This window comes from Mycolicibacterium madagascariense (assembly GCF_010729665.1).
Classification (GTDB): domain Bacteria; phylum Actinomycetota; class Actinomycetes; order Mycobacteriales; family Mycobacteriaceae; genus Mycobacterium; species Mycobacterium madagascariense.
Genome location: NZ_AP022610.1, coordinates 3,535,097 through 3,561,977 on the forward strand (window position 1 = coordinate 3,535,097; position 26,881 = coordinate 3,561,977).

Annotated in this window: 27 protein-coding genes; 5 read left to right on the forward strand and 22 right to left on the reverse strand. The window is 70.1% G+C overall.

Annotation, left to right across the window (positions count from 1 at the left end):
- Nucleotide 1: 1 nt before the first annotated feature.
- From G6N60_RS16645 to G6N60_RS16660, 4 genes are read right to left on the reverse strand one after another with little or no spacing between them, the layout of a single operon-like run.
- Nucleotides 2-1,384, reverse strand: a complete 1,383-nt coding sequence (locus G6N60_RS16645) for an ATP-grasp domain-containing protein (RefSeq protein ID WP_246240770.1) — start codon at nucleotides 1,382-1,384, stop codon at nucleotides 2-4.
- Complete coding sequence (locus G6N60_RS16650) at nucleotides 1,381-2,223, reverse strand: O-methyltransferase (RefSeq protein ID WP_246240771.1); 843 nt, start codon at nucleotides 2,221-2,223, stop codon at nucleotides 1,381-1,383. Before G6N60_RS16650 ends, G6N60_RS16645 begins: the two co-directional genes overlap by 4 nt.
- Nucleotides 2,220-3,443: a sedoheptulose 7-phosphate cyclase gene (locus tag G6N60_RS16655; RefSeq protein ID WP_163739342.1), complete on the reverse strand. Its 1,224-nt coding sequence runs from the start codon at nucleotides 3,441-3,443 to the stop codon at nucleotides 2,220-2,222. Before G6N60_RS16655 ends, G6N60_RS16650 begins: the two co-directional genes overlap by 4 nt.
- 46 nt (nucleotides 3,444-3,489) lie before the next feature.
- Nucleotides 3,490-4,155, reverse strand: coding sequence for an HAD-IA family hydrolase (locus G6N60_RS16660; RefSeq protein ID WP_163739344.1), 666 nt, complete (start codon nucleotides 4,153-4,155; stop codon nucleotides 3,490-3,492).
- A gap of 205 nt (nucleotides 4,156-4,360) precedes the next feature.
- On the opposite strand from G6N60_RS16660, the gene G6N60_RS16665 reads away from it, so the two are divergent.
- Complete coding sequence (locus G6N60_RS16665) at nucleotides 4,361-4,945, forward strand: TetR/AcrR family transcriptional regulator (RefSeq protein ID WP_163739346.1); 585 nt, start codon at nucleotides 4,361-4,363, stop codon at nucleotides 4,943-4,945.
- A 31-nt stretch (nucleotides 4,946-4,976) separates the two neighbouring features.
- Here the strand turns inward: G6N60_RS16665 and G6N60_RS16670 are convergent, their stop codons facing one another.
- From G6N60_RS16670 to metH, 9 genes are all read right to left on the reverse strand, one after another.
- Nucleotides 4,977-6,158, reverse strand: a complete 1,182-nt coding sequence (locus G6N60_RS16670) for a zinc-dependent alcohol dehydrogenase (protein ID WP_163739349.1) — start codon at nucleotides 6,156-6,158, stop codon at nucleotides 4,977-4,979.
- A gap of 118 nt (nucleotides 6,159-6,276) precedes the next feature.
- A complete protein-coding gene (locus tag G6N60_RS16675) occupies nucleotides 6,277-6,768 on the reverse strand; it encodes a MarR family winged helix-turn-helix transcriptional regulator (protein ID WP_220100366.1) in 492 nt (163 codons plus the stop codon).
- 111 nt (nucleotides 6,769-6,879) lie between these two features.
- Nucleotides 6,880-8,250: an FAD-containing oxidoreductase gene (locus tag G6N60_RS16680; protein WP_163739353.1), complete on the reverse strand. Its 1,371-nt coding sequence runs from the start codon at nucleotides 8,248-8,250 to the stop codon at nucleotides 6,880-6,882.
- Nucleotides 8,251-8,260: 10 nt separating this feature from the next.
- On the reverse strand, nucleotides 8,261-8,758 hold the full coding sequence (locus G6N60_RS16685; protein WP_163739355.1) for a DUF4126 family protein: 498 nt from the start codon (nucleotides 8,756-8,758) through the stop codon (nucleotides 8,261-8,263).
- 50 nt (nucleotides 8,759-8,808) lie between these two features.
- Entirely contained in the window at nucleotides 8,809-9,660 is an 852-nt protein-coding gene (gene hisG, locus G6N60_RS16690; RefSeq protein ID WP_163744090.1) for an ATP phosphoribosyltransferase, read from the reverse strand.
- A gap of 5 nt (nucleotides 9,661-9,665) precedes the next feature.
- Complete coding sequence (locus tag G6N60_RS16695; RefSeq protein ID WP_163739357.1) at nucleotides 9,666-9,947, reverse strand: phosphoribosyl-ATP diphosphatase; 282 nt, start codon at nucleotides 9,945-9,947, stop codon at nucleotides 9,666-9,668.
- 48 nt (nucleotides 9,948-9,995) lie between these two features.
- Nucleotides 9,996-11,477, reverse strand: a complete 1,482-nt coding sequence (locus G6N60_RS16700; protein ID WP_163739360.1) for a sugar porter family MFS transporter — start codon at nucleotides 11,475-11,477, stop codon at nucleotides 9,996-9,998.
- Nucleotides 11,478-11,554: 77 nt separating this feature from the next.
- On the reverse strand, nucleotides 11,555-12,259 hold the full coding sequence (locus G6N60_RS16705) for an HAD family hydrolase (RefSeq protein ID WP_263992042.1): 705 nt from the start codon (nucleotides 12,257-12,259) through the stop codon (nucleotides 11,555-11,557).
- Between the two features lie 6 nt (nucleotides 12,260-12,265).
- A complete protein-coding gene (gene metH, locus G6N60_RS16710; protein WP_246241257.1) occupies nucleotides 12,266-15,934 on the reverse strand; it encodes a methionine synthase in 3,669 nt (1,222 codons plus the stop codon).
- Between the two features lie 378 nt (nucleotides 15,935-16,312).
- Between metH and G6N60_RS16715 the strand changes: the two genes are divergently transcribed.
- Nucleotides 16,313-17,200 carry a PAC2 family protein gene (locus G6N60_RS16715; RefSeq protein WP_163739364.1) on the forward strand — a complete coding sequence of 296 codons (888 nt, stop codon included), beginning with the start codon at nucleotides 16,313-16,315 and terminating at the stop codon, nucleotides 17,198-17,200.
- Here the strand turns inward: G6N60_RS16715 and G6N60_RS16720 are convergent.
- The 9 genes from G6N60_RS16720 to G6N60_RS16760 form a co-directional block, all read right to left on the reverse strand.
- Nucleotides 17,197-18,087: an SDR family oxidoreductase gene (locus G6N60_RS16720; RefSeq protein WP_163739366.1), complete on the reverse strand. Its 891-nt coding sequence runs from the start codon at nucleotides 18,085-18,087 to the stop codon at nucleotides 17,197-17,199. The genes G6N60_RS16715 and G6N60_RS16720 overlap by 4 nt on opposite strands.
- A 10-nt stretch (nucleotides 18,088-18,097) precedes the next feature.
- The gene (gene mshC / locus G6N60_RS16725; protein WP_163739368.1) at nucleotides 18,098-19,345 is read right to left on the reverse strand and encodes a cysteine--1-D-myo-inosityl 2-amino-2-deoxy-alpha-D-glucopyranoside ligase; all 1,248 of its coding nucleotides are present in this window, start codon (nucleotides 19,343-19,345) and stop codon (nucleotides 18,098-18,100) included.
- A gap of 131 nt (nucleotides 19,346-19,476) precedes the next feature.
- Nucleotides 19,477-20,241, reverse strand: a complete 765-nt coding sequence (locus G6N60_RS16730) for a 3'(2'),5'-bisphosphate nucleotidase CysQ (RefSeq protein WP_163744094.1) — start codon at nucleotides 20,239-20,241, stop codon at nucleotides 19,477-19,479.
- A 5-nt stretch (nucleotides 20,242-20,246) separates the two neighbouring features.
- Nucleotides 20,247-20,924 carry a GNAT family N-acetyltransferase gene (locus tag G6N60_RS16735; protein ID WP_163739370.1) on the reverse strand — a complete coding sequence of 226 codons (678 nt, stop codon included), beginning with the start codon at nucleotides 20,922-20,924 and terminating at the stop codon, nucleotides 20,247-20,249.
- A 58-nt stretch (nucleotides 20,925-20,982) separates the two neighbouring features.
- Nucleotides 20,983-21,822: an Rv2133c family protein gene (locus tag G6N60_RS16740; protein ID WP_163739372.1), complete on the reverse strand. Its 840-nt coding sequence runs from the start codon at nucleotides 21,820-21,822 to the stop codon at nucleotides 20,983-20,985.
- Nucleotides 21,806-22,393 (reverse strand): Rv2134c family protein, encoded by a 588-nt coding sequence (locus tag G6N60_RS16745; protein WP_163739374.1) that lies wholly within the window; start codon nucleotides 22,391-22,393, stop codon nucleotides 21,806-21,808. The genes G6N60_RS16740 and G6N60_RS16745 overlap by 17 nt, the downstream gene beginning before the upstream one ends.
- A 65-nt stretch (nucleotides 22,394-22,458) precedes the next feature.
- Nucleotides 22,459-23,136 carry a histidine phosphatase family protein gene (locus tag G6N60_RS16750; RefSeq protein ID WP_163739377.1) on the reverse strand — a complete coding sequence of 226 codons (678 nt, stop codon included), beginning with the start codon at nucleotides 23,134-23,136 and terminating at the stop codon, nucleotides 22,459-22,461.
- A 92-nt stretch (nucleotides 23,137-23,228) separates the two neighbouring features.
- The gene (locus G6N60_RS16755; RefSeq protein ID WP_163744096.1) at nucleotides 23,229-24,059 is read right to left on the reverse strand and encodes an undecaprenyl-diphosphate phosphatase; all 831 of its coding nucleotides are present in this window, start codon (nucleotides 24,057-24,059) and stop codon (nucleotides 23,229-23,231) included.
- 37 nt (nucleotides 24,060-24,096) lie between these two features.
- Complete coding sequence (locus G6N60_RS16760) at nucleotides 24,097-24,408, reverse strand: hypothetical protein (protein ID WP_163739379.1); 312 nt, start codon at nucleotides 24,406-24,408, stop codon at nucleotides 24,097-24,099.
- Between the two features lie 149 nt (nucleotides 24,409-24,557).
- Between G6N60_RS16760 and G6N60_RS16765 the strand changes: the two genes are divergently transcribed.
- Genes G6N60_RS16765 through G6N60_RS16775 form a run of 3 tightly spaced genes read left to right on the forward strand, consistent with a single transcriptional unit; the run spans nucleotide 24,558 to nucleotide 26,856 of the window.
- Nucleotides 24,558-25,529 (forward strand): YncE family protein, encoded by a 972-nt coding sequence (locus G6N60_RS16765; RefSeq protein WP_163744098.1) that lies wholly within the window; start codon nucleotides 24,558-24,560, stop codon nucleotides 25,527-25,529.
- Entirely contained in the window at nucleotides 25,526-25,783 is a 258-nt protein-coding gene (locus G6N60_RS16770; protein ID WP_163739381.1) for a DUF5703 family protein, read from the forward strand. Before G6N60_RS16765 ends, G6N60_RS16770 begins: the two co-directional genes overlap by 4 nt.
- Nucleotides 25,783-26,856: a quinone-dependent dihydroorotate dehydrogenase gene (locus G6N60_RS16775; protein WP_163744100.1), complete on the forward strand. Its 1,074-nt coding sequence runs from the start codon at nucleotides 25,783-25,785 to the stop codon at nucleotides 26,854-26,856. Before G6N60_RS16770 ends, G6N60_RS16775 begins: the two co-directional genes overlap by 1 nt.
- Nucleotides 26,857-26,881 lie beyond the last annotated feature (25 nt).

A 26,881-nucleotide genomic window follows, 5' to 3' on the forward strand; every position in this document is an offset into this window, starting at 1 on the left:
GTCAGTCGCCTCCCTGCTCGACGAGTTTGCCGATGTTGAAGTCGATCTTCGTCCATCCCCGCCGCGCCCGCAGATTCTTCAGCAGCAGCGCGGGGATCTGCAGATGGTGCTCCGCGAGATACGGCAGCGGATCCCACCAGGCGAAGATGGCGTCCTTGCCGCGCGCGATCGCCGCGGCCCGCTGCCTGCGCCCCGGCCGCGTGATCAGCCGCCACAGCTCGTGGTAGATCCAGTGGGTCGGGCGCGACCCGGCGAGCGGGACGATGCCGCGGTGGCCGTCGTCGAGGTAGGCCGCCGCCACCTCGGGGTGGTCGTAGAACATCGTGATCGCCGAATGGGTGCGCGGGTTGCACTCGATGGCATACGGATGACCGTCGGCCGCCTCGATGAAGTCGAACGAGAGCTGGCCCGTCACGCCGAGCGCACCGACGAAGTCCTCGACCCAGGACCGGATCTCGGGTTTGTCGACGTGGGCGTAGTTGATCTGGAACGCCGAGGACTCGCAGCATCCGTACACCTGTAGCGAGCCGTTGCGCACGGTGCCGTGCGTGCAGTATTCGCGGCCCTGGACGAACTCCTGGAGGATCCACGGGTCCTCCGGCGAGATCGACAGCGACCGCGCGAAGGCGGCGTTGCGCTCGGGGGTGTCCCTGGACAACCTGGTCAGGTCCATCCGGCCGACCGGGTTGTAGGCGATCCGTTTCAGGATGTAGCTGCGCCCGGGCGGAAAGTCGAAGTCGACGACCTGCTGGGCGTCGGTGATCCTGGCGAAGTCGGGCACCCGCAGCCCCAAAGACCTTGCCATGCGCGAGAATTCGGCCTTGTCGTCGAGCGCGCGCACCATCGTCGCGTCGACGTGCAGCACCTCGCAGTACGGGTCGAGCAGCGCGCGCGCGTCGGCTTCCGGCACGCTCGAGGCGGGGCTCGACACCGGGACGAAGACGTCGACCCGTTCCCGGCGGACCACGTCGAGCATGGCCTCGGCGTAACCGGGAGCCGTCGGCTCGGGCACGCTGTGGAAGGCGTCCACCGCGCGGGAGAACCGGTGGCCCGTGAGGCGGTACTTGGCCGACTCGACCAGCACCACCCGGTGCCCGGCCGAATGGAACGATCTCGCCAGCTGCAGCGCCTTCGTCATCTTGCCGCCACTGATCAGAATCGTCCGACGCGCGCCGGAATCATTGTGCGCCAACGGGTCTCGACGCCCCGACGCGAGCGCGCCGCCGACCAGGATCAGGTCGACCGGCAGCGTGGCCAGCAGTGCGCCGAACACCGCGAACGTGCGGGCGGGGTTGGCGTCGCGCAGCCGCGGCCGGAGCGCCGCGGGCGCCGTGGTCGCAGTGGTCGCAGTGGTCGCCGAAGCGTGCTCGCGGATCGCCGTCACGCCGGCGTCCGCCGAATCAGCGTGAGGCCGTCGCGCAGCGGGATCACCACCTGCTCGACGCGGGGATCGTCGGTCAGCGCGGCGTTGAACTCCGCGATCGCCGCACCGTTGGCCGTGTGCGGGCCGTCGAGGTAGGGCTGGCCCTGCATGAGGGTGTTGTCGACGGCGATGACCGCACGTGGCCCCAGCAGACTGCTGTTCAGCAGGAAGTCGACGTAGCCGAGGTAGCCCGCCTTGTCGGCGTCGATGAACACGAAGTCGAACGGCGGTTCGGACCGGTCGGCCAGCCTGCGCAGGGTGTCCAGCGCAGGCCCGACCTCCACGGTGATCTTGCGACCGGCCGCCGACCGCGCGAACTGCTCGCGGGCGACGTCGGCGACGGCCTCGTCGATCTCGCAGGCCGTCACGACGCCGTCGGCGGGCAACTGCTCGGCCATCGCCAGCGCCGAGTAGCCGGTGAACATGCCGATCTCGAGCACCCTGGTGGCGTCGGCGAGGTGCAGCAGGAACTTCAGCACCTGCCCCTCGACGTGCCCGGAGAGCATCTCCTGCTCGAGGCGGCCACCACCCGCGGCGTCGGCGGTCCAGTCGATCGCACTGGTCCGGCTGGCCAGCTCGGCCAGATCCGCGGACTCGACCGTCGTGCACTGGTCGAGGTACGGATCCAGGCCGGCGGCCAGGTCCCGGGCCCGGCGCAACCGGTCGAGGAGGCCGGCGTCCGCGCCGGTCGCCCCCACCGCCTGGCAGAGCTCGTCGAGCTCGCGGGCCAGGATGGTGGTGGGGGTGACCGGACGCGGCGGGGCAAGCGTCCCGTTGGGTTCGGCGGCCGCCACGCTCACCTGGCCTCCCGCACCTCGGGCAGCGTGAAGACGTCCACGCCATCGCCCGCGCGCGGGAAGTCCAGGCAGATCTTCTTGTGCAGCTCGAGTGCGTCGGTCAGCTCGCCCGGGCTGACGTCGTTGAGGAAGCGGCAGCGCCCGATGGGATCGGGTACCGCGGCGCGCAGGATGCCGTCGCGGGTCTTGAGGATCGACGCCGTTGCCTGCTCGAGCAGCTCGGGGGTGAGGTACTCGCTGTCCAGCGCCAGGCCGAGTGAGCTCATGACGTTGAGCACCCGGTCCCGGTCGGCCACCGACAGGTGACCGCGACGCTCGGCCAGGGTCGTCGACAGCGCCATGTCGACATTGATGGCGTGACCGTGGAAGAACGGCACCGGCGGGGTGAGCTCGAGTGTCGGGCTCCACGTGTGCCCGAAGGCGATCACCCGATCGAGGTCGATCTCGTGCAGGTTGGGCGCCTCCAGTTCCAGCATGGTGGCGATGGCCTGGTGGGTGATCCGCTCGGCGGCCGCCCGCAGCTCGGGGCTGCCGTCGACGTAGCCGAACCGGGTGCGCAGCAGGTCGGGCCCGTGCGCTTCGAGCAGCTCGAAGATCTCGGCGTTGCCGACGACGGCGATCTTGATGAGCTCGGCCATGCCGTTGCGCACCTGATCCTCGGGCAGAGTCGCCAGGAACGAGAAGTCCAGCAGCACCTTCTCCGACGCGTGGTAGGCGCCGAGGCGGTTCTTGTGCTTGCCGTGGTTGACGGCGACCTTGATCGACACGCTGGCGTCGATCAGCCCGATCAGCGTCGTGGGGATGCGGATGTAGGGCGTGCTGCGGCGGTAGCTCGCGCAGGCGAACCCGGCGACGTCCGTCGTCAGCCCACCGCCGACGACCAGCACCGGCTCGGTGCGCACCAGGCCGAACTCGTCGAAGCGGTCCACGATCCACTCGAAGGTCTCCAGCGACTTCGCGGTCTCGCGGATCTGCACCGGCAGGACCGTCAGCGCGATGCCGTGGTGGTCGAAGTAGGCGCGGATGCGATCACCGTGGATGCGCAGCACGGTCTCGTCGATCACCATGAGCGCCCGACCGTAGCTGCGGTAGGAATCCGCCAGTGCGGTGCTCGCCACGTCGAAGACGCCGTCGACGTAGATCAGGTCGTACTCGATGCGTTCGTAACCCTTGACGTGGAACGCGCTGTCGCTGACCGTGACACTGGCCTGCATGTTGCTCATCGGGCTGCTCCTAGGTCGATGGCTGGGGGATGGTCCGGGGCGGTGCTCACGACGTGGCCATTCCGACCACCTTGGCGGCGTCGAGCGCGTTCACCGTCTCGGCGGCGGAGGCGAAGTCGCTGCCCGCCGTGTTCTCGTTCGGGAAGGCCACGCAATCGATGCCCGCTGCGGTCGCCGCCTTGACCCCACCGGGGTTGTCCTCGATGGCGACGGCGTGGCTCGCGTCTTCGCCGAGCTGCTCGAGCGCATAGGCGTAGGCGGCCGGATCCGGCTTGGGGGTCGAAACCTTGTCGAGGTCGACGATCAGGTCGAACGCGCCGGCGTCCAGGTGCGGCTCGAGCGCCGACAGCAGGGCGTCGACGTTGGCCTTGGACGTCGTGGTGACCAGACCGAGCTTCTGACCGCTGCGCTTGACCTCCTCGACGACGTCGACCACGCCCTCGCGCGGGGAGATCGACGACGAGGCGAGCAGGCTCTGGAAGATCTCGGACTTCTTGGCGTGCACGGCGGCGGCGTCGACGTCGGCCCCCTTGGCGGCCGCATAGTCGGCGATCCGCTGGGCGCCGCCGTTGGAGCCGAGCATGGAGCGGTAGTCGTCACGTGACCACTCCCAGTCCAGTCCGTACGCGGAGAACGCGTCGTTGAAGGCCTGACGTTGCAGCTCCGAGGTGTCGGCGAGGCTGCTGATGGATCCGAAGAGCACGGCTGGCATGGGTTTCCTTCTCGAGATGATTCGGTGTCATCGGCGTCACGAATCGTGGCGTCGTCCGTTCGAAAACGCTGATGCCCCGTACACTAGTGGAGTAAACGTTCAATAGTGAATGTCAAGGCCATTACTGACTTGGGTGTTCATCAGTTAACTTCCAGTCGACGCGTGTCACACGGCGCCGTCCGGCAGGCGAAGGAGATGCACTCTCGTGGCAGCGGCAGAGGGCAGGTCGGGCGAACCGGCCGAGGACGCACGGGTGGCGCGCACCCGTGCCGACGTCGCCCGCGCCGCGCTGGAAGTCCTCACCACCGAGGGCTCTGACGCGGTGACGCACGCGCGGGTCGCCGAGCTCGCCGGCTACTCGAAGACGACGCTGTACGCGCACTGGCCCGGCCGCCTCGACCTGATCGCCATGGCGATCGAGACGCTCGGCGACATGCCGCACCACGAACTCACCGGCGACCTCCGCGCCGACGTCATCGCCGAACTCCAGGTGTTCCGCAACGCGATCGACGAACTGCGGCTGGACCGCATCCTGGCGGGCATGGCGCAGTGGGCGTCGGTCGAGCAGATGGCGCAGATCAGGAACAAGGTCAACACCGACGGCCAGCATCAGATGTACGAGATGCTCTCCGACCGATTCTCCGGGCCTGCGCTCGAAGCGGTGGTGCAGATGCTGACCGGCGTCGTCGCCTGCCCGGCGCTGATGTATGGCCGACTGGCCTCCGACGACGTCATCACCGCCGCCGTCGACATCGTGCTCGACGACGGCACCGGGCGCGGACCCCAGTAGTCCGGGCCCCCGGCCCGCCCGCCCATCCCCCTTAGGGCGTCAGGACGATCTTGACCGCGCCGTCCTGCTTCTTCTGGAAGATGTCGTAGGCGTGCGGCGCCTCGGCCAGCGGCAGCGTGTGCGTCGCGAAGTCGTCGACGCCGAGCGGATCCTCGTCGGTCAGCAGGGGCAGGATGTCGTCGACCCACCGCTTCACGTTCGCCTGCCCCATGTGCAGCTGGATCTGCTTGTCGAACAGGGTCAGCATCGGCAGCGGGTCGGCCATGCCGCCGTAGACCCCGCTCAGCGAGATCGTTCCGCCGCGGCGCACGACGTCGATGGCGGAGTAGAAGGCGCCGAGGCGGTCGACGCCCGCCTTCTGCATCATCGGCTTGGCCAGCGCGTCGGGCAGCAGACCGGTCAGCTGCTGGGCGACCTTCGCCACCGGCGAGCCGTGCGCCTCCATGCCGACCGCGTCGATCACCGAGTCGGTGCCGCGCCCGTCGGTCATGTCCCGGATCGCGTCGCCGAGGTCGCCCTCGTGGTCGCGCAGGTCGACCGTCTCGATGCCGCGCGCCGCCGCCCTGGCCAACCGTTCCGGCACCCGGTCCACCGCGATGACGCGGTACCCGAGGTGCGCAGCGATCCGCGCGGCCATGTCGCCGATGGGCCCCAGGCCGAGCACCGTCACCGAACCGCCGTCGGGAATGGCCGCGTACTGCACGCCCTGCCACGCGGTGGGCAGCACGTCGGACAGGTAGACGAAGCGGGAGTCGGGCGGGCCGTCGGGCACCTTGACGTGGGTGAACTGCGCCTGCGGCACGCGGAGCAACTCGGCCTGACCGCCGGGCACCGAGCCGTAGAGCTCGGAGTAGCCGAACAGCGCGGCGCCCATGCCCTGCTCGCGCACCTGCGTCGTCTCGCACTGGGTGAAGAGGTCCTGGTCGCACATGTAGCAGCTGCCACAGGAGATTTGGAACGGGATCACCACCCGGTCGCCCACCGCCAGGTTGGTCACGCCGGCCCCGACCTCGCGCACGACGCCCATGGGCTCGTGGCCGAGGATGTCACCCGGGTTCATGAACGCCCCGAGCACCTCGTACAGGTGCAGGTCGGATCCGCAGATGTTCGTCGACGTCACTTCGATGATCGCATCGGTCGGATCCTGAATGACCGGGTCCGGGACCGTGTCGACGCGGACGTCTCGCTTGCCGTGCCAGGTGACTGCCTTCATCGAGGACTCCTCTCCGTTGCCGCGGTGGCGCGGCCCCTGAGCCTTACCCCGCGCATCCGGGCACAAACCGGGTCGACGTAAACCCAAGTCGCAGAACCCGTTCGGGTGGGGCGACGGCTCAGTCCTCGGAGTGGGCGCGGAAGTCCTTCATCGCCTCGACCAGCGCGGCGAAGGCGCGGTGAGCGGCCTCGAGATCCTCGTCGGGCAGATCCGCCATGGCGACGTGGGTGTCGCGCGCCACGGCCGCGAAGAATCCGCGCACCGCGTCCGCACCGTGCGCGGTGGGACGGAGGATGACCTTGCGCCGGTCCCCCGGGTAGCTCTCCTTGTGCAGGAAGCCGCCCTCGGCCAGCCGATGCGCGAGCGAGGTGATGGCGGCGGCCGACAATCCCATCTGCTTGCGCAGCACCGTCGCCGTCATCTCCTCCGGCGTCGACTCCGAGACGACCACGAAGATCAGCGCACGAAACTCGTTGTTGGACAACTGGGTTCGTTCGGCGAACTCGCGGGTGGTCCACTCCGTCTGGGCGGTCAGCTCGCGCAGGTCGGCACTGAGAAGGCGTTCGAGGTGGCGGCGGCGGGCGGCGTCGGTCACGTCGTGTCGATCCATGCGACCCCCCGGTGGACGTCTGCGCGCACGCAGACCCTTCGCACGTCGAATTAACGGCAAAGACAAATACTACCGGATCGATAGGCTAGCTATACGTCGATCCGACGGGGGTCACTGCAGCGGGGTCAGCTCCTGCAGCAACGTGGGGACCAGCTCGCTTACCGTGGGATGGATGTGCATGGTCCGCGAGATCGCGGTGTAGGGCAGCTTGGCGGTCATCACGTCGAGGATGTCCTGCACCACCTCGTCGCCACCGACGCCGAGAATGGCCGCCCCGAGGATCTCGTGCGTGTCGGCGGCGACGACGACCTTCATGAAGCCCTGCGTCTCGCCCTTCTCGACCGCGCGACCGACCTTGGCCATCGGCAGCTTTCCGACCAGCGCCTCGCGACCGGACCGGCGCACCTCGTCGGCCGAGAGCCCGGCCCGCCCCAGCGGCGGGTCGATGTAGAGCGCGTAGGTCGGCACGCGGTCACTGACGCGGCGCGGGTCGCCGTCGAGCAGGTTGGCCGCGACGATCTCGAAGTCGTTGTAGGAGGTGTGGGTGAACGCCCCCTTGCCGTTGCAGTCGCCCATCGCCCAGACGCCCGGCACGGTCGTGCGCAGCTGATCGTCGACCACGACGTACCCGCGCGCGTCGGTCTCGATTCCGGCGACGTCGAGGCCGAGATCGTCGGTGTTGGGCCGCCGCCCCGTCGCCACCAGCAGGTGAGAGCCCTCGACGGGGTCGGCACCGTCGCGCGGATACAGGGCGAATCCGTTGTCCCGCTTGTCGATTCGCATACCGGTCGCACCGACGTGCACGTCGATGCCCTCGGCCTCCAGGATCTCCTGGATCGCCGCGGACACGTCCTCGTCCTCGCGCGCGGTCACCCGCGGGCCGCGCTCGACCACGCTGACGCGCGCACCGAAGCGGCGGTACATCTGCGCGAACTCCAGGCCGATGTAGCTCCCCCCGATGATCACCAGGTGCTCGGGCAGCTCGTCGAGGTCCAGGATGCCGACGTTGGTGAGGTAGTCCACCTCGTCGAGGCCGGGAATGTTCGGCGCGGTCGCGCGGCCTCCGACGTTGAGGAAGATCTGGTCGGCCTCGAGCACCTGGTCGTCGACGCGCAGGGTGTGCGGGCCCTCGAACCGGGCGTGGCCGCGGATCAGGGTGCACCCGTCCATGCCCTCCAGCCAGGACTCGACGCCGTGGCGGTCGTCGAGCATGATCCTGTCCTTGCGGGCCTTGACCGCCGCCATGTCGACGGTCACCTCGCCGGTGCCGATGCCGTACTGCGCGCCGCGGCGGGCGGTGTGCGCGGTGTGCGCGCTGGCGACCAGGGTCTTGGTGGGGATGCAGCCGTAGTTGACGCAGGTGCCGCCGACGAGCTTGCGTTCGATCACCGCGACGGTGCGGCCCTGCGCGGTGAGCCGGCCCGCCAGGGGTGGTCCGGCCTGCCCGGCACCGACGACGATGGCGTCGAATCTCGTTGTCACGACCGCGATCTCAGCCGGTGAAGGGGGGCAGTGTGGAGGCGAGCGCCACGATTCCGAAACCGCCGAGGACGGCGATCGCGTCCTCCAGCAGAGCGATCGGCAGGTCTCGGCCCCCGTTGGCGGCGACGAGACGGCGCCGGGCCGCGTGACCACCGAGGGTGCCGAGGACGGCGCCGATGATTCCTCCGCCGATCGCGATGAACGTGTGGTGCCAGGCGCTGCCGATCACCGCCCCCGCGAACGCCCCCGTGACCATCCTGGTGACGAATTGCGGTGGCGTCGTGCGGCTCGGCGTCTTCGGCAGCTGATCGGTCACCAGCTCCACGACGAGGAACACGGTCAGCACCGCGACGGTGATCCAGCTCCCCACCCAGTGCGACCACCGGTCGCTGGTGTCGAGCCAGCCGAGGTGGGCGCCCCACGCGACGACGGCGGGCGCCGTCATCGCCCGAAGTCCCGCGACGATGCCGATGAGGAGCGCCAGCCCGATTACGAATGCCTGTGTCATGGAGCCTCCCGGCCGCTCGCGATTCTGGAGAAAGCTAACACCCGGGCCGGTTAGAAGCGGCAGAACCTGATGTCGGAGGCCAGAATGGCCTTCGCGCCGATGTCGGCCAGCTCGTCCATGATGGCGTTGACGGTGCGACGCGGAACCAGGGCGCGCACCGCGACCCACGCCGGATCGGCCAGTGGAGCGATCGTCGGCGACTCCAGACCCGGCGTCACCGCCGTCGCGCGGTCCAAAACCGAACGCGGACAGTCGTAGTCGAGCATCAGGTACTGCTGCCCGAACACCACGCCCTGCACCCGTCCGGCGAGCTGGTCGCGCGCCTTGGCGGTGTCGGCGTCGGGGTCGGCCCGCTCGATGAGGATGGCCTCGGAGTCGCACAGCGGCTCCCCGAACGCCACCAGGCCGTGCAGGCCGAGCGTGCGGCCCGTGCCGACGATGTCGGCGATGACGTCGGCGAGGCCGAGCTGCACCGAGATCTCCACCGCGCCGTCGAGCCGGATGACGGTGGCCTCGATGCGCTTGGCGGCCAGGTCCTTTCGGACCAGGTTCGGGTAGGCGGTGGCGATGCGCATGCCCGCCAGGTCGGCGACGGCCCAGTCCCGGCCCGACGGCGCCGCGTAGCGGAACGTCGACGACCCGAAGCCGAGCGCCAGCCTTTCCCGAACGGGCGCGTCGGACTCGGCCGCGAGGTCGCGGCCGGTGATGCCGAAGTCCAACTCCCCCGAGCCGACGTAGATGGCGATGTCCTTGGGGCGCAGGAAGAAGAACTCGACGCCGTTGGCGGGGTCGACGACGGTCAGGTCCTTGGGGTCGCGCCGGCGCCGGTAGCCCGCCTCGGACAGGATCTCCGCGGCGGACTCGCTCAGCGCGCCCTTGTTGGGCACCGCCACCCGAAGCATGTCGGTCACAGCTTGGCGTACACGTCGTCGAGGGTCAGGCCGCGCGAGATCATCAGCACCTGAGTCCAGTAGAGCAGTTGGCTGATCTCGCCGGCCAGCGCGTCGTCGCCTTCGTGCTCGGCGGCGATCCACACCTCGCCGGCCTCCTCGAGGACCTTCTTGCCCAGCCCGTGCACGCCGCCGTCCAGCGCTGCGACGGTGCCACTGCCGGCCGGTCGAGAGCGCGCACGTTCACTGAGTTCGGCGAACAGCGCGTCGAAGGTCTTCACGGCAGGCGATTGTTCCACGCCGCCGACGGCCGCGTCACGCCGGTTCGACCGCCGCGGGGCGCCCCGTCAGGCGTGCGCGGTGGGTTTGGCCGCGCTGAGGATCTGGCCGTGCATGTCCTCCAGCGACACGCCCTTGGTCTCCTGCACCCAGCGGAAGACGAAGAGGAACGACAGGATCGCGCACAGTCCGTAGAAGCCGTAGGCGATGCCGAGGTGGTCCCGCAGGCCGGGGAAGCTCACCGTGATGGCCCAGTTGGCCGCCCACTGACCCGCCGCGGCCAGGCCCAGGGCCGCCGCGCGGATGCGGTTGGGGAACATCTCGCCGAGCAGCACCCACACCACCGGGCCCCACGACATGCCGAACGCGATGACGAAGACGTTGGCGGCCACCAGGGCGATGGGCCCCGCCGCGCCGTCCAGGTGTGGCTTGCCGTCGGCCCCCAGGGTCGCGGTGCCGAAGATGGCCGCCATCGTGACGAGCGAGACGGCCATGCCCGTCGAGCCGATCAGCAGCAGCGGCTTGCGCCCGACCTTGTCGATCAGCGCGATCGCGATCAGCGTCGTGAGGATGTTGACCACCGAGGTGATGACCGTGATCACGAACGAGTCGCCCTCGGAGAATCCGACGGCCTCCCACAGCACGTTGGAGTAGTAGAAGATCACGTTGATGCCGACGAACTGCTGGAACACCGACAGGCCGAGGCCGACCCAGACGATGCCGTAGAACCCGAGGAAGCCGCCGCCCGGCTTGCGCATGTCGCGCCAGGACGGCTTGTCCTCGCGCTCCAGCGTCTCCCTGATCCGGTCGATGGTGATCTCGAGGTTCTTCTCCCCCAGCAGCATGCTGAGCACCCGGCGGGCCTCCGGAATCTTGTGGCTGGCCACGAGATAGCGCGGTGACTCCGGGATGGTGAACGCCAGCAGCCCGTAGACGATCGCCGGGATCATCATGATGAGGAACATCCAGCGCCAGGCCTCCATGCCCAGCCACAGCACCTCGTTGGCGCCCCCGGCGAGCTGCGCCAGGCCGTAGTCGATGGCCAGCGACAGGAAGATGCCGGTGACGATCGCGAGCTGCTGCAGCGACCCGAGCCGGCCCCTGATCCGCGGGGGTGACGTCTCGGCGATGTAGGCGGGGGCGATCACCGAGGCGATGCCGACGCCGATGCCACCCACCACCCGGAACAGCACCACCAGTTCGACGTTGGGCGCCAGGCCGGTGCCGATCGCGCTGACGAAGAAGAACACCGCGGCGATCTTCATCACCGTGATGCGCCCGAGGCGGTCGGCGATGCGACCGGCGGTCATCGCGCCCACGGCAGCCCCCAGCAGGGCCGAGGCGACGGCGAAGCCGAGTGCGGCGTTGCCGATCCCGAAGTCCTCCTGGATCGAGGCGACCGCCCCGTTGATGACGGCGCTGTCGTAGCCGAACAGCAGGCCGCCGAGCGCCGCGACGGACGCGATGCGAATCGCGGTGCCACCGGAGGAGAACTCCTCGTCGGTGATCACCGACGGCCCGTCTCCGACGGGGGGTCCCTGGCCAGCCATGAAGCGTCCTTTCCGCAGCGCTGCGTGATGCGAGTCACACCACACTAGGGCACATGACCGACGCAGATGGCCGTATCTCAGCTCCGGTCGGACACCGGCGCGTCGACCTCCGCGGCCAACCGTGCGTGGATGGCGCGCAGGGCCTCGGGGTCGACCTCGGCGAGCGAGGCGACGTGCTGCCGGCGCGGCCCGTCGGGCACCTCCACGTCGTTGGGCACCACCAGCACCGGGCACCCCGCCGCCAGGGCGGCCTCAGACCCGGTGACCGAGTCCTCGATGGCGAGACACTCCTGCGGAGCGAAGCCCAGCAGGTGCGCCGCGCGCAGGTACGGGTCCGGCGCCGGCTTCGCGTGCTCGACCTCGTCGCCGCAGACCGACGCCGAGAAGTAGTGCGCCCCAATGCTCTTGAGGGCCCGCTCGGTCAGCGCGCGCTTGGTGTTGGTGACCAGGGCCATGGGGACGCCCGCCGCCGTCAGCGCGTCGAGCAACTCGCGCGCCCCCGGTAGCCACGTCAGCCCCTGCTCGAAGAGCTCACCGGTGTAGTCGTGCAACCAGTCCGAGGACTCGGCCATCGCCACCGGGTCCGGCTCCAGCCCGAGGTCGGAGTAGACGATGCGCATCAACCCCTGCGCGGAACTGCCGACCGTCGTCACCCGCACCTCGGGCGTCAACACCCCGCCGAGGCGGGCGTAGAGCGCCTGCAGCGAGACGTCCCACAGCTTTTCGGAGTCGACGAGCGTGCCGTCCATGTCGAACAGGACGCCCCTGAGCGTGGCAGGCACGAACGCTCAGTCCTCCGGGTTGTAGGCGAGGTTGGGGGCCAGCCAGCGTTCGGCCTCCTGCAGGGTCCAGCCCTTGCGCCTGGCGTAGTCGGCGATCTGGTCCTGCGCCATCCGGCCGACGACGAAGTACTGCGACTGCGGATGCGAGAAGTACCACCCGCTGACGGCGGCTCCCGGCCACATCGCCATCGACTCGGTCAGCTGGATGCCGGTGCGCTCCTCGACGTCCAGCAATTCCCAGAGCGTCGCCTTCTCGGTGTGCTCGGGGCATGCCGGGTAGCCGGGCGCCGGGCGGATGCCGACGTACTTCTCGTTGATGAGCGCCTCGTTGTCGAGCTCCTCCTCGGGCTGGAAGCCCCAGAACTCCTTGCGCACGCGCTGGTGCATGCGCTCGGCGAACGCCTCGGCCAGCCGGTCGGCGAGTGACTCCAGCAGGATCGCGTTGTAGTCGTCGTTGGCGGCCTTGAACTCCGCGGCCTTGGCCTGGCTGCCGAGCCCCGCGGTCACCGCGAACGCGCCGACGTAGTCCGCCAGACCGGTCTCCTTGGGGGCGATGAAGTCGCCGAGGCTGCGGTTGGGGATGCCGTCGCGATGCTCACCCTGCTGGCGCAGGTTGTGCAGCGTCGTCTTCACCGTGGTGCGGCTCTCGTCGGTGTAGACCTCGACGTCGTCCCCGACCGCGTTGGCCGGGAAGAAGCCGATCACGCCGTTGGCGGTCAGCCACTTCTCCTTGATCAGGGTGTCGAGCATCTCCTGGGCGTCGTCGTAGAGCTTGCGCGCCGTCTCCCCCGACACCGGGTTGTTCAGGATGTCGGGGAAGCGGCCCTTCATCTCCCAGGCGTTGAAGAACGGCTGCCAGTCGATGTACTCGCGCAGCTCGGCGACGTCGTAGTCGAGGAATTCGCGGATCCCCAGCCCCTGCGCGGGCACGGGCGGCGTGTAGCCGTCCCACTCGATCGGCGTCCGGTTCGCGCGCGCCTTCTCCAGCGTGAGCATCTTGCGCTCGTTCTTCTGGGCGTGCCGTTCCCGCAGGGACGCGTAGTCCTTCTCGGTCGCCTCCAGCAGGCCGGGGCGCTGCTTGTCGTCGAGCAGGGCGGCCGCGACCGGAACCGAACGCGACGCGTCCTTGACCCACACCACCGGACCGCTGCGCCGCGGCGACACCTTCACCGCCGTGTGCGCCCGCGAGGTGGTCGCACCGCCGATCAGCAGCGGGATCTCCAGACCCTGACGCTCCATCTCCACGGCGAAGTTGACCATCTCGTCCAGCGACGGGGTGATCAACCCCGACAGCCCGATGATGTCGGCGTCGTGCTCCTTGGCCGCGGCCAGGATCTTGTCAGCAGGCACCATCACCCCGAGGTCGATCACCTCGAAGTTGTTGCACTGCAACACGACTCCGACGATGTTCTTGCCGATGTCGTGCACGTCGCCCTTGACGGTCGCCATGATGATGGTGCCGTTGGTGTCCTTCTTCGCCGTCTCGCCGGGCAGCGGCTCGGCCTTCTCGGCTTCGATGTAGGGCAGCAGATACGCGACGGCCTTCTTCATCACCCGCGCCGACTTCACGACCTGGGGCAGGAACATCTTGCCCGAGCCGAAGAGGTCGCCGACGACGTTCATGCCGTCCATCAGCGGGCCCTCGATGACCTCGATGGGGCGACCGCCCGCCGCCGCGATCTCGGCCCGCAGCTCCTCGGTGTCGGCGTCGACGTGCGCGTCGATGCCCTTCACCAGGGCGTGGGTGATCCGCTCGCGCACCGGCAGCGACCGCCACTCGGCGGCCTGCGGATCCTCGGTCTTCTCCGACTTGTTGAACCGCTCGGCGATCTCCAGCAGGCGCTCGGCGGCGTCCTCGCGACGGTTCAGGACGACGTCTTCGATGCGGTCCCGCAGCTCGGGGTCGATCGAGTCATACGGCACCAGCGCACCGGCGTTGACGATGCCCATGTCCAGGCCCGCCTTGATGGCGTGGAACAGGAACACCGCGTGGATCGCCTCGCGGACGGGATTGTTGCCGCGGAAGGAGAACGACACGTTGGAGATGCCGCCGGAGATGTGCACGCCCGGCAGGTTCTCCTTGATCCAGGCGCAGGCCTCGATGAAGTCGATGCCGTAGGTGGCGTGCTCCTCGATGCCCGTCGCCAGCGCGAAGCAGTTGGGGTCGAAGATGATGTCCTCGGCCGGGAAGCCGACCTCCTCGGTGAGGATCCGGTAGGCGCGCCCGCAGATCTCCTTGCGGCGCTCCAGGTTGTCGGCCTGGCCCTGCTCGTCGAAGGCCATCACCACGACGGCGGCGCCGTACTTGCGGCACAGCCGGGCCTCGCGGACGAACTTCTCCTCGCCCTCCTTCATGGAGATCGAGTTGACGATCGGCTTGCCCTGCACGTTCTTCAGGCCCGCCTCGATGACCTCCCACTTCGAGGAGTCGATCATCACCGGGACCCGGCTGATGTCGGGTTCGGCCGCGATCAGCTTGGTGAACCGGTCCATCGCGGCGACGCCGTCGATCATGCCCTCGTCCATGTTGATGTCGATGACCTGCGCACCGACCTCGACCTGCTGCAGGGCGACCGACAGGGCCGAGTCGTAGTCCTCGGCCTTGATCAGGTTGCGGAACCGGGCGGAGCCGGTGATGTTGGTGCGCTCGCCGATGTTGACGAACAGCGAGTTCTCGTCGATGTTGAGCGGCTCCAGGCCCGACAGCCGGGTCGCCACCGGGATGTCGGGGAGCGCGCGCGGCGGCGTGCCCTCGACGGCCTTGGCGATCTCGGCGATGTGCGGCGGCGCCGTGCCGCAGCAGCCGCCGACCAGGTTGACCAGGCCGGCCTCGGCGAACTCCCTGATGTAGCCGGCCTGCGCCTCCGGGGACTCGTCGTACTCGCCGAACGCGTTGGGCAGCCCGGCGTTCGGGTAGCAGGACACGAACGTGTCGGCGATGCGCGCCACCTCGGCGATGTAGGGCCTCATCTCGGGCGCACCGAGGGCGCAGTTGAGCCCCACCGCGAGCGGCTTGGCGTGCCGGATCGCGTTCCAGAACGCCTCGGTGACCTGCCCGGACAGCGTGCGCCCCGACGCGTCGGTGATGGTGCCGGAGATGATGACCGGCCAGCGGCGGCCGCGTTCCTCGAACAGCGTCTCGATGGCGAACACCGCGGCCTTCGAGTTCAGCGAGTCGAAGATGGTCTCGACGATGAGGAGGTCCGCGCCGCCGTCGACGAGACCGTTGGCGGCCTCGAGGTAGGCGGCGACCAGCTGGTCGTAGGAGACGTTGCGCGCACCAGGGTCGTTGACGTCGGGCGAGATCGAGGCGGTCCGCGTCGTCGGCCCCAGCGCCCCGGCCACGTAGCGGGGCTTGTCCGGGGTGCTGAACTCGTCGGCGGCCTTGCGGGCCAGGGCGGCGCCTGCGTAGTTCAGCTCATAGCTGTGCTCGGCCATGTCGTAGTCGGACAGCGAGATCGCGTTCGCGTTGAACGTGTTCGTCTCGAGGATGTCCGCGCCCGCCTCGAGGTACTCGCGGTGGATGCCCTCGATGATCTGCGGCTGCGTCAGGGTCAGCAGGTCGTTGTTGCCCTGCAGGGCGGTCGGCCACTCCCTGAACCGCTCGCCGCGGTAACCGGCCTCGTCGGGGCGGTCGCGCTGGATCGCCGTGCCCATGGCACCGTCGATCACCATGATCCGCTCGCGCAGCGCAGCCGTCAGTTCGTCGGTGCAGTCGGGGCGGATGTTCGGCGCCAGGGTGTTCGACTGAACGGCGTTCACGTGCACTCCTTCCTCAGCGGAAGGCGTCCTTGACTCTGCCGAGCGTGGCGGAAGGCGGGGAAACCGACCCCGCTGAAACCGTTGCAACGCCTCTCGACCCCGACGAGTCTACGTCGTCACCCGATCGACGTCCTGGGACGCCCGACACCCCGCCGCGGCGGCCCCGGTCGGGATCGCCTCGGCGGTGCCGCCGTCGACAGCGTCAACCCGTGTGCCGCCGAACGTATTTCACGCCGCCGCGGCGGGAGCCCCGCGGACGCGCTCGCGCCGACCAGGCGATAGCCCTCACGGGTGCCGGGCAGGGCTTACGCTGGCCTGGTGACAGACCTGCCCGACCTGCAGGACACCATCATCGTGGCAGCCTTCGAAGGCTGGAACGACGCCGGTGACGCGGCCAGCGATGCGCTCGAACACCTCGACGTGATGTGGGAGGCCGAGACGATCGTGGAGATCGACGACGAGGCCTACTACGACTACCAGGTGAATCGCCCGGTGATCCGCCAGATCGACGGCGTGACCCGCGAGCTGGTGTGGCCGTCGATGCGCATCTCGCACTGCCGTCCCCCCGGCAGCGATCGCGACATCGTGCTGATGCACGGCGTCGAGCCCAACATGCGGTGGCGGACGTTCTGTGCGGAGTTGCTGACCATCGCCGAGAAGCTCAACGTCGACACCGTGGTGATCCTGGGCGCACTGCTCGCCGACACGCCCCACACCCGGCCGGTTCCGGTCTCGGGGGCGGCCTACTCCCCCGAGTCGGCCAAGTTCTTCGGCCTGGAGGAGACGCGCTACGAGGGCCCGACCGGCATCGCCGGGGTGTTCCAGGACGCCTGCGTGGCGGCGGGCATCCCCGCGGTGACGTTCTGGGCGGCCGTTCCGCACTACGTGTCGCAGCCACCCAATCCCAAGGCGACGGTGGCGTTGCTGCGCAGGGTCGAGGACGTGCTGGACATCGAGGTGCCCCTCGCCGATCTGCCGGTCCAGGCCGAGGAGTGGGAACAGGCCGTCACCGAGATGACGACCGAAGACGAGGAGATCGCCGAGTACGTGCAGTCCCTCGAGGAGCGCGGCGACGCCGAGGTCGACATGACCGAGGCGCTCGGCAAGATCGACGGCGACGCGCTGGCCGCGGAGTTCGAGCGCTATCTGCGCCGGCGCGGGCCCGGCTACCGGGGTTAGTCCCCGGGGCCCGCGTGTTCGAGGGCCTCGGTGTGCTGGCTGGTCGAGCGCCCGAGGGCGGCGACCTCGGCGTCCATCCTCGGCAGCAGATCGGCGACGAAGCGCTGCACCGGCGCCTCTCCCACCGGGGTGGACAGCACTGGGCGCAACCAGCGGACCGCACCCACCCAGCCGGGGCAGTACACGCGGCGCTTGCGGTTCTCGATGCCCGCGACGAACGCCGCACCGCACTTGCTCACCGACGTCGTCGCGTTGAGCGGGAACGGCAGCTTGGAGAGCATCTCGCCGAACGTGGACAGGTCGGCCCTGGTGTCGCGCACCATCGCGGTGTCGATCCAGGACATGTGCGCCGAGCCGACGGCGACCCCGCGGTGGGCGACCTCGAGCCGCAGCGCGTTGGCGAACTGCTCGACCGCGGCCTTGCTGGCGTTGTAGGGCGCCAGCCCGGGGGCGGCGGCGAACGCCGCCAGCGACGACACGATGAGCACGTAGCCGCGACGCTCGATGAGCGAGGGCAGCGCGGCGCGCACGGTGTGGAAGACGCCGAGCACGTTGACGTCCAGCAGCCGCTTGAACGCCTCGGGGTCGACCTGCAGGACCGAGCCGTAGCTGGCGATCCCGGCGTTGGCGACCACGACGTCGATGCCGCCGAAGCGCTCGACGGCCGCGGCGGCGGCCTTCTGCATCGAGGCCAGGTCGCGGACGTCGGCATGGGCCGTCAGCACCCGGTCACCGCCGAGCGAGGAGGCCAGCGTCGCGAGCGCCGCGTCGTCGACGTCGGTCAGCAGCAGCCGGGCGCCCTTGGCGTGCAGCCGACGGGCGGCCTCCGCGCCGACGCCGGCGGCGCCACCGGTGATGAACACGACCTTCCCCGCGACTGAACCCATGCGCGGAAAGCTACCCCAGGTGGAGCTGGACCCCCAGCAGGGCGTCGACGGCGGCGGCCACGGTGGCGGGGGCGCCGTCCACCCGACCGCCGTACTCCAGGGCGTCGGTTGCCCAACCATCAAGTGCGGCAAGCGCTTTCGGGGTGTCGAGGTCGTCGGCGAGGTAGCGGCGCACGCGGGCCACCACGTCGTCGGCGTCGGGCCCGGCCGGCAGTGCCGTCGCTTCGCGCCACCGCAGCAACCGCTGCTGGGCCTCGGCGAGGACCGCGTCGCTCCACGACCGGTCCGCGCGGTAGTGCCCGGCCAGCAGACCGAGCCGGATGGCGGCCGGCTCGACGCCGTCGGCGCGCAGCCGCGACACCAGCACCAGGTTGCCGCGGCTCTTGCTCATCTTGTGGCCATCCCAGCCGATCATTCCGGCGTGCACGTAGTGCCGCGCGAAACGTCGCTCCCCGGTGGCGGATTCGGCGTGGGCGGCGGAGAACTCGTGGTGCGGGAAGATCAGGTCGCTGCCCCCGCCCTGGATGTCGAGATCGGTGCCGATGCGATCCAGGGCGATGGCTGCGCACTCGACGTGCCAGCCGGGTCGACCGGGACCGAACGGGGACGGCCAGCTCGGCTCGCCGGGCCGCTCCGCGCGCCACAGCAGCGCGTCCAGCTCGTCGTCCTTGCCGGCGCGGTCGGGGTCGCCGCCGCGTTCGCCGAACAGCCGCAGCATGGTGTCGCGGTCATAGCCCGACTCGTAGCCGAACTGCATGGTGGCGTCGGCGTGGAAGTACACGTCCGGGTACTGCGCGTCCTCCACGACGTACGCCGCGCCCGACGCCAGCAGCTTCTCGACGAGCTGCACCACCTCGTCGATGGCGTCGGTGGCCGCGACGTAGTCATGGGGCGGGAGCACCCGCAGCGCCGCCATGTCCTCGCGGAACAGCTGCACCTCCCTCGCGCCGAGGTCACGCCAGTCGATGCCGTCGCGGGCGGCGCGTTCGAAGAGCGGGTCGTCGACGTCGGTGACGTTCTGCACGTACTTCACCCGCAGACCGCTGTCGAGCCACAGGCGGTAGACCAGGTCGAAGGTGAGGTAGGTGGCCGCATGGCCGAGGTGCGTCGCGTCGTACGGGGTGATGCCGCAGACGTACATCGTGGCCGTGTCCCCCGGCGACACCGGGCGCACCTGGCGGTCGGCGGTGTCGAAGAGACGCAGCGCAGGTCCCCGGCCGGGCAGCTCGGGAACGGTCGGCGCACCCCACGATTGCATGGCTCCGACTCTAGGGATCTCGTTCTCCTCACGTGCGGGGTGGCGGGCGTTCCGCGGGGCTCGCCTTTGAAGGGACCTCGCTTGAACGGACAATGCGGCGGGCCGATCCATTCCCCGGCCGCGACGACGGGTCAGTAGATCGATCGGATCGCGTCGAGCAGGGTGGTCGCCAGCTCCGGCCTGCACATCACGAAGTCGGGAAGGTACGGGTCGGGACGGTTGTAGCGCAGCGGTGACCCGTCCAGGCGCGAGGCGTGCAGACCGGCCGCCTGCACGACTCCCGCCGGCGCCGCCGAGTCCCACTCGTACTGTCCACCCGCGTGGACGTAGGCGTCGACGTCGCCGCGCACGACGGCCATGGCCTTGGCGCCCGCCGATCCGATCCCGACGAGCTCGACGTCGAGCATGTCGCGCAGCCACCAGAGCACCGTCGGCGGCCGGTTGCGACTCGTCGCGATCCGGATCGGGCCCGGGCGGCGCGGCGGCGGGGCGGTGACCGTGTCGGTGCGGTACACCGCGCCGACGGCGGGCAGCCCGACCGCCGCGTCGGTGATGCGGCCCGCGTCGTCGCCGTCGGCGCGCTGCCACAGCGCGACGTGCACCGCCCAGTCCGTGCGGCCGCGCGTCGAGAACTCGTTGGTCCCGTCGACGGGGTCGACGATCCAGACCCGGTCGGCGTCGAGCCGGCTCAGGTCGTCGGCCGCCTCCTCCGAGAGCACGGCGTCACCGGGCCGGTGCTCGCGCAGCCGGTCCAGGATCAAGGCGTTGGCCAGGCGGTCGCCGGCATCGCCGAGGTCGTAGTAGTCACCGAAGCCGAGCTCGGCGCGCAGCGCCACCAGCAACTCGCCTGCCTCGGCGGCCACGGCGGCGGCGAGCGCCGCGTCGCCCGTGCTAATCGGGGCTACTTGGGCGTGGCGCCGGGAGCGCGCACGACCATCGGCACCGCGGGGAAGTGCGCGGCCATCTCCGAGCGACAGCGGCGCAGCGCGGCCGTGCCGTAGCCGCGGTGGCGGTAGTCGGGATGAATCCAGATCCGGACGTTGACCTCACCGCCGACGAGTTCGCCGAACACCATGCCCACCTTGGCCGCACCGGGGTGGCTGCCCTCCTCGGCGACGAACCACACGGCCTCCTCGTTCGACACCCGGCCCAGGGCGGCGCCGATCTCCTCGTCGAGGTCACCGGCGGGCGCGCCCGATCCGTCGCCCTTGGCGCCGACGTCGGTCGTGCGCGCGGCGAACAGGTCACGGTCGAGGTCGGAGGAGAACGCCCGCAAGACCAGGCCCTCGCCCGAACTCGCGGGCCGCTCGCCGAGGGTGAAGGTGAGCTGCTTGTTCAGGTCGTCCAGTTCGGTGGCGATGCGGCGGCGCGAGTCCTTGGTGAGCTGATCGAACGCCATGGTCATCACCGCCTCGCCCCCGAGGGCCGACGTGTCGAGCAGCGCGCCGATCGAGGCGACGGCGGCGGCGCGGTCCTCGGCTTCGACGATGACGTCGAGGACCTCGTGGCGGCGGTCGAGTGCCTTCTGGAGGGCGTCGGCGATTTCCCGACGGGCGGCGGCGCGGTCATGATCGGTCATGTCGAAGAGCGTAGAACACGCCACCGGAAGGGCGCGGCGAAGCGGGAGGGGCGAGCGACTAGAAGGCCGGCCAGGGAATGGGTCGGCGCCGGTTCGGCGACGGCATCACCGGATGCGCGAGCAGACCGACGGCCCTGGCGTACAGCGCGTCGATCTCGCGGTGGGTGAGGTGTGGGCGCAGCGTCTCGTCCAGGTCACCCAGCAGCGCGTCCCGCAGAACCGCCACGGCCGCCAGTGCCTCGTCGTCGACGGGCTTGCCCGCCCAGCCCCACAGCACCGTGCGCAGCTTGTCCTCGGTGTGCAGGCTGACGCCGTGGTCGACGCCGTACACGTTGCCGTCCACGCAGGACAGGATGTGCCCGCCCTTGCGATCGGCGTTGTTGATGAGGACGTCGAACACGGCCATCCGCCGCAGCCGGTCGTCGTCGGCGTGGACGAGGGTCACCTCGGCACCGGCGTAGTCGTAGGCCTGCACGATGGGCAGGAACCCCGGCGGGATGCCGTCCACGGGCAGCAGGTCCACCAGATCGGGCCCGGCCGGTGGTTCGTCGACCGGATCCCCGTCGTCGAGGGCGTCACCGGGCTGATCCACCCACCGCTGCACCATGCCGCGTCCGGCCGGGCCGTCGCGAACCACGGTGTAGGGCACCACGTTCCAGCCCATGGCGGCCGACACCAGGTACGCCGACACCTCGCGGCCCGCCAGGGTGCCGTCCGGGAAGTCCCACAGCGGCGCCTCGCCGGCGACCGGCTTGTACACGCAGTGGGCCTGACGCTCCCCGTAGTTCGCCTCGCAGAGGAACGTCGCGTTGCTCGCCGATCGAATACGTCCGATCACCGTCAGGTCGCCGCAGCGGATGACCTCGTCGTCACCGTCGCGCTCAGGTGTCGGCGTCATCGTCGGATTCCGCAAGGGCTCCTCGGCGATATCCGTTGGTGCGCACGCAGATGTGGCCCGCGGGGTCCAGCGGCTCGTCGCAGAGCGGACAGGGCGGGCGGCCCGCGGAGATGACCCGGTTCGAGCGGGCGGCGAACTCGCGCGCGGACTCCGGGCTGAGGAAGACGCGGACGGCGTCGGGGCCGTCCTCGGCGTCGTCCAGCACGACCGACGCGTCGAACTCCGTGTCCGACACCGCAAGCAGCTCGACGACGATCGTCTGCGCCTCGGAGTCCCAGCCCAGACCCATCGTGCCGACGCGGAATTCGGCGTCGACGGGGGTGACCAGCGGGCTGAGGTCCTCGATCTGCCCGGTCTCCGGTGGCACCGGGGTGCCGAAGCGGCGGTTGATCTCCAGCAGCAGCGCGTCGATGCGCTCGGCGAGCACCGCCACCTGTTGCTTCTCGAGGATCACCGACACCACCCGGTCGTCGTGAACGGCCTGCAGATAGAACGTGCGGTCGCCCGGCTGCCCGACGGTCCCGGCCACGAAGCGGTCGGGAGAGCGGAAGACGTGAATCGAGCGGGTCATGGCACCTCTCAAAATACCGGTATCGGCACCGCATCCGTAATTCGAGCGGCGGCCGCGTCGGGCGCTCAGTCGGTGGAGCCGCCGACCACCGCGTCCCCGGAGGGTTCCGGCTTGGCGGCGAGGGCGGCCGTGAGCGCGGGCCCCGTGTGGTTCACGTGGAGCACGAACGGGCGCACCGCGGTGTAGCGGATGACGCTCATGGAGGCCGGGTCGGCGGTGATGCGCTGGAAGCCGTCCAGGTGGACGCCCAGCGCGTCGGCCACGATGGACTTGATGACGTCGCCGTGCGTGCAGGCGATCCACAGGACGTCGCCTTCGTGCTGCTCGGACAGGGTGCGATCGTGCTCGCGGACCGCGGCGACCGCCCTGGCCTGAACCTGCGCGAGGCCCTCACCCTCCGGGAACACCGCGGCGCTGGGATGCTGCTGCACGACCGACCACAGCGGCTCCTTCACCAGGTCGCCGATCTTGCGTCCGGTCCAGGCGCCGTAGTCGACCTCGGAGAGCCGCTCGTCCACCTCGGGCTCCAGCCCGAGGGCCGCGGCGAGCGGGGCAACCGTTCGCTCACAGCGCAGCAGCGGAGACCGCACGATGGCCTTGACGGGCAGCTCGCCGATCCGGGCGATCACCGATTCGGCTTGCTCACGGCCCTTGTCGTCGAGGTCGACGCCCTCGGAGCGACCGGCGAGCGTGTGGGCGGTGTTGGACGTGGAGCGGCCGTGCCGCAGCAGGATGACGGTCATCGGGCGGGCCTCGGCGGGGTGGGCGGATTCACTGCGCGGGCCTCGGTGGGGTGGGAGTAATCACTGGGCGGGCCTCGGCGGGTTGGGCGGATTCACTGCGCGGCCACCGTTCCGGTGCCGAGCGCCACCAGCAGCGCCACCCCGAGGATCACTCGGTAGCCGACGAACCAGTACATGCCGTGGCGGACCAGGAACCGCAGGAACCACGCGACGGCGGCGTAGCCGATGACGAAGGCGATGACGATCGAGACGAGCAGCTGCGGGCCGGTGGTGCTCAGGCCCGTGCCCGACGGGTGGAACGCATCGGGCAGCGAGAACAGGCCCGACGCGAGCACGGCCGGGATCGCGAGCAGGAAGCCGAACCGGGCGGCCGCCGCCCGCTGCTGGCCCAGGAACAGGCCCGCGCTGATCGTCGCACCCGACCGCGACACCCCGGGCACCAACGCCAGGCATTGCGCGAGACCGATGAGAATCGCGTCGCGCCAGGTGAATTCGTCGATGGGCCGGGTCTTCCTGCCGACGTACTCGGCCGCGGCGATGACGCCGGAGAACACGATGAGCGCGGTCGCGATGATCCACAGATTGCGGACGTCGTTGCGGATGTAGTGCTTGAAGATCAGGCCCGCGGCCGCGATGGGGATCGTGCCGATGATCACCCACCAGCCCAGCCAGTAGTCCGGGGTGCGGCGGGCGGGGTCGCGCAGGCCGCCGAACCAGGCGGCCAGGATGCGGCCGATGTCGCGGGCGAAGTAGATGAGCACCGCCAGCTCGGTGCCGAGCTGACAGACGGCGGTGAACGACGCGCCGGCGTCGTCGGCGAAGAACACCTGGGACACGATCGCGAGGTGGGCCGAGGAGGACACGGGGAGGAACTCGGTCAGACCCTGGACGACGGACAGCACGATCACCTGCAGCCACGACATGTCCGTCACGGGTCAAGACCGTACCGTGGCGGCGCGCTCAGCGAACCGAGCGCGGTACCCGTTGGGCGTCGGCGACCGCATCGCGGACGGCGGCGGTGAGGCTGCGTTCGTCGGAGGCGTCGACGTGGGCCACGCTGCGCTGGGCGGTAGCGACGACGTCCTCGGCCTGGGGCACCGGCCCGGCCAGACGCGGCCGATAGACCTCGACGTGAAGCGTTTGCTTGTCGACGTGGAAGGAGAATGTGCGGCCGTCCCCGACCCGGCCGAATCCGCTGGCGTGCACGCCCGTCGAGACGAACTCGACGCCGAAGTCGGTGTCCGACACGTCGTCGCCGGCGGCGAGGGTCATGGCCGAACCATACCGTCGGAACCACGACCGGACGTGCCTAAACTGGCCATTCGATCGCCATCCGAAGTCCACGCACCGAGAGCTACCCTTTGCCACTTCACGCAACACCGAAGAGTCTCCTAGCTCACAGCGCCCTGGTGGTAGTGACGATGGTTGCCGCCCTGGCCTGTTCGACCAAGACGGCCGACGCACCCCCTCCGACGATCGCCCCCGCACGGGCGGCCGTCTCGCCGGCGGTGACGCAGCGACCCGACGGCACCGTGGTGCCGCTGGCCGACGCGGGCGTGGCCGCCGTGTTCGACCCGGTCACCTCGGCGCTGGTGGTCCTGGGTCGCACGGCCGCGGGCGGGTCGACCATCACGATCGTCCCGACCTCCGGCGCACCGCGGACCCTGCCGTTGCCGGCCGTCGCGACGGCGATCGTCACAGACGGCGACGGCACCGTCTGCGCGGCGGTCAGGGGCGGCTACTTCCGGGTGGGACTGCGGCCGGGTGACGCCGTGCGGAGGTTCGACGTAGACGGCGAGCGCGACACCGACTTCACCGCCATCGCCCGGCGCGCCGACGGCAAGCTGGTGCTCGGCAGCACCGTGGGTGCCGTCTACACGCTGGGCTCGGACACCGCGGTCGCCGCGAAACTGCAGATCTTCGCCCGAGTGGACGCGCTCGTCGCGAGGGGCAACGTCGTCGCGGTCCTCGACCGCGGCCAGACGTCGGTCACCACGGTCGACGAGTCGGGCACCTCGGCCGACCACGCCCTGCGCGCCGGTGAGGGCGCCACCACGATGGTCGCCGATCCGGCCGGTCGACTGCTGGTCGCCGACACTCGCGGCGACGGGCTGCTGGTCTTCGGATCGGATCCGCTGCTGCTGCGTCAGCGCTACCCGGTACCGGGCGCGCCCTACGGGTTGGCGGGCTCCCAGCGGCTGGCCTGGGTGTCCGAGACGGCGACGAACACCGTGGTTGGTTACGATCTGGCCACTGGCATACCCGTCGAGAAGGTGCGACATCGAACCGTGCAACAACCGAACTCGCTGGCCGTCGACGACAGGACCGGCACGCTCTACGTGGTGTCCGGTTCGGGAGCGGGCGTGCAGGTGATCCCGGGGGCGCCGCGATGAGCGGCCATCAGCGCGGCCGCATGCCCGCGGCGTGGGAGGCCGACCTCTCCGACGAATACGACTGGGTGCCACTGCGGCTGCCGCCGGACGTGACGCGCGTATCGGCGTCGATCCGGTTGTCGATCGAGGCCGAGTACCGCGGCTGGGAGCTCACCAGGGTTCGGTTGTACACCGACGGAAGTCGACGAGTGTTGTTGCGCCGCAGGAAGTCTGCGTCGGACTGGGCGCGCGTCGACGACCAGCCGACGTCGTGATCTACCGCGCGCTGCGCCGGATCTTCTTCCTGGTTCCCCCGGAGCGGATCCACATGCTGGTCTTCGCGTTCCTGCGGGTGATTACCGCCCCGCGGCCGCTGCGCGCAGCCCTGACGCGGTGGCTCGCGCCCCGCGACCCGGCGTTGGCGACCACGGTGTTCGGCGTGCGGTTCCCCGGACCGCTCGGCCTGGCGGCGGGCTTCGACAAGGACGGCTCGGGCCTCAAGACCTGGGGCGCACTGGGTTTCGGCTACGCCGAGGTCGGCACCGTCACCGCGCACGCCCAACCGGGCAACCCGCAGCCGCGGATGTTTCGGCTGGCCGACGACCGCGCGCTGCTCAACCGCATGGGCTTCAACAATCATGGGGCCGGTGAACTGGCGCTCAAGCTGAGCCGTCACGTCTGCGAGGTGCCCATCGGGGCCAACATCGGCAAGACGAAGGCGACGGCACCCGAGGACGCCGTCGGCGACTACGCCGAGAGCGCCCGCCTGGTGGGCCCCCTGGCCGCGTTCCTCGTCGTCAACGTCAGCTCCCCCAACACGCCGGGCCTGCGCGATCTGCAGGCCGTCGAGACGCTGCGGCCCATCCTGACCGCGGTACGCGCGCAGACGTCGACCCCGGTGCTGGTGAAGATCGCTCCCGACCTGTCCGACGCCGACGTCGACGCGATCGCCGACCTGGCAATCGAACTGGGGTTGGCGGGGATCGTCGCGACCAACACCACGGTGTCGCGCGACGGCCTGCGCACCCCCGGCGTGGGCGAGCTGGGCGCGGGCGGCGTCTCGGGCCCGCCGGTCGCGCGGCGGTCCCTGGAGGTGTTGCGGCGGCTGTACGCGCGGGTCGGCGGTCGGCTGGTGCTCGTCAGCGTCGGCGGCATCGAGACCGCCGACGACGCGTGGGAGCGCATCACCGCGGGGGCCTCCCTGCTGCAGGGCTACACCGGCTTCGTCTACGGCGGAGGCCTGTGGGCCAAGCACGTTCACGACGGCCTGGCCGCGCGCCTGCACGCGGGCGGCTTCGCCACCCTGGCCGACGCCGTGGGCTCAGCCGCCCGGCGCGAGCAGACGTAAAGGGCCCTGTTTGGTGCCCATTGAG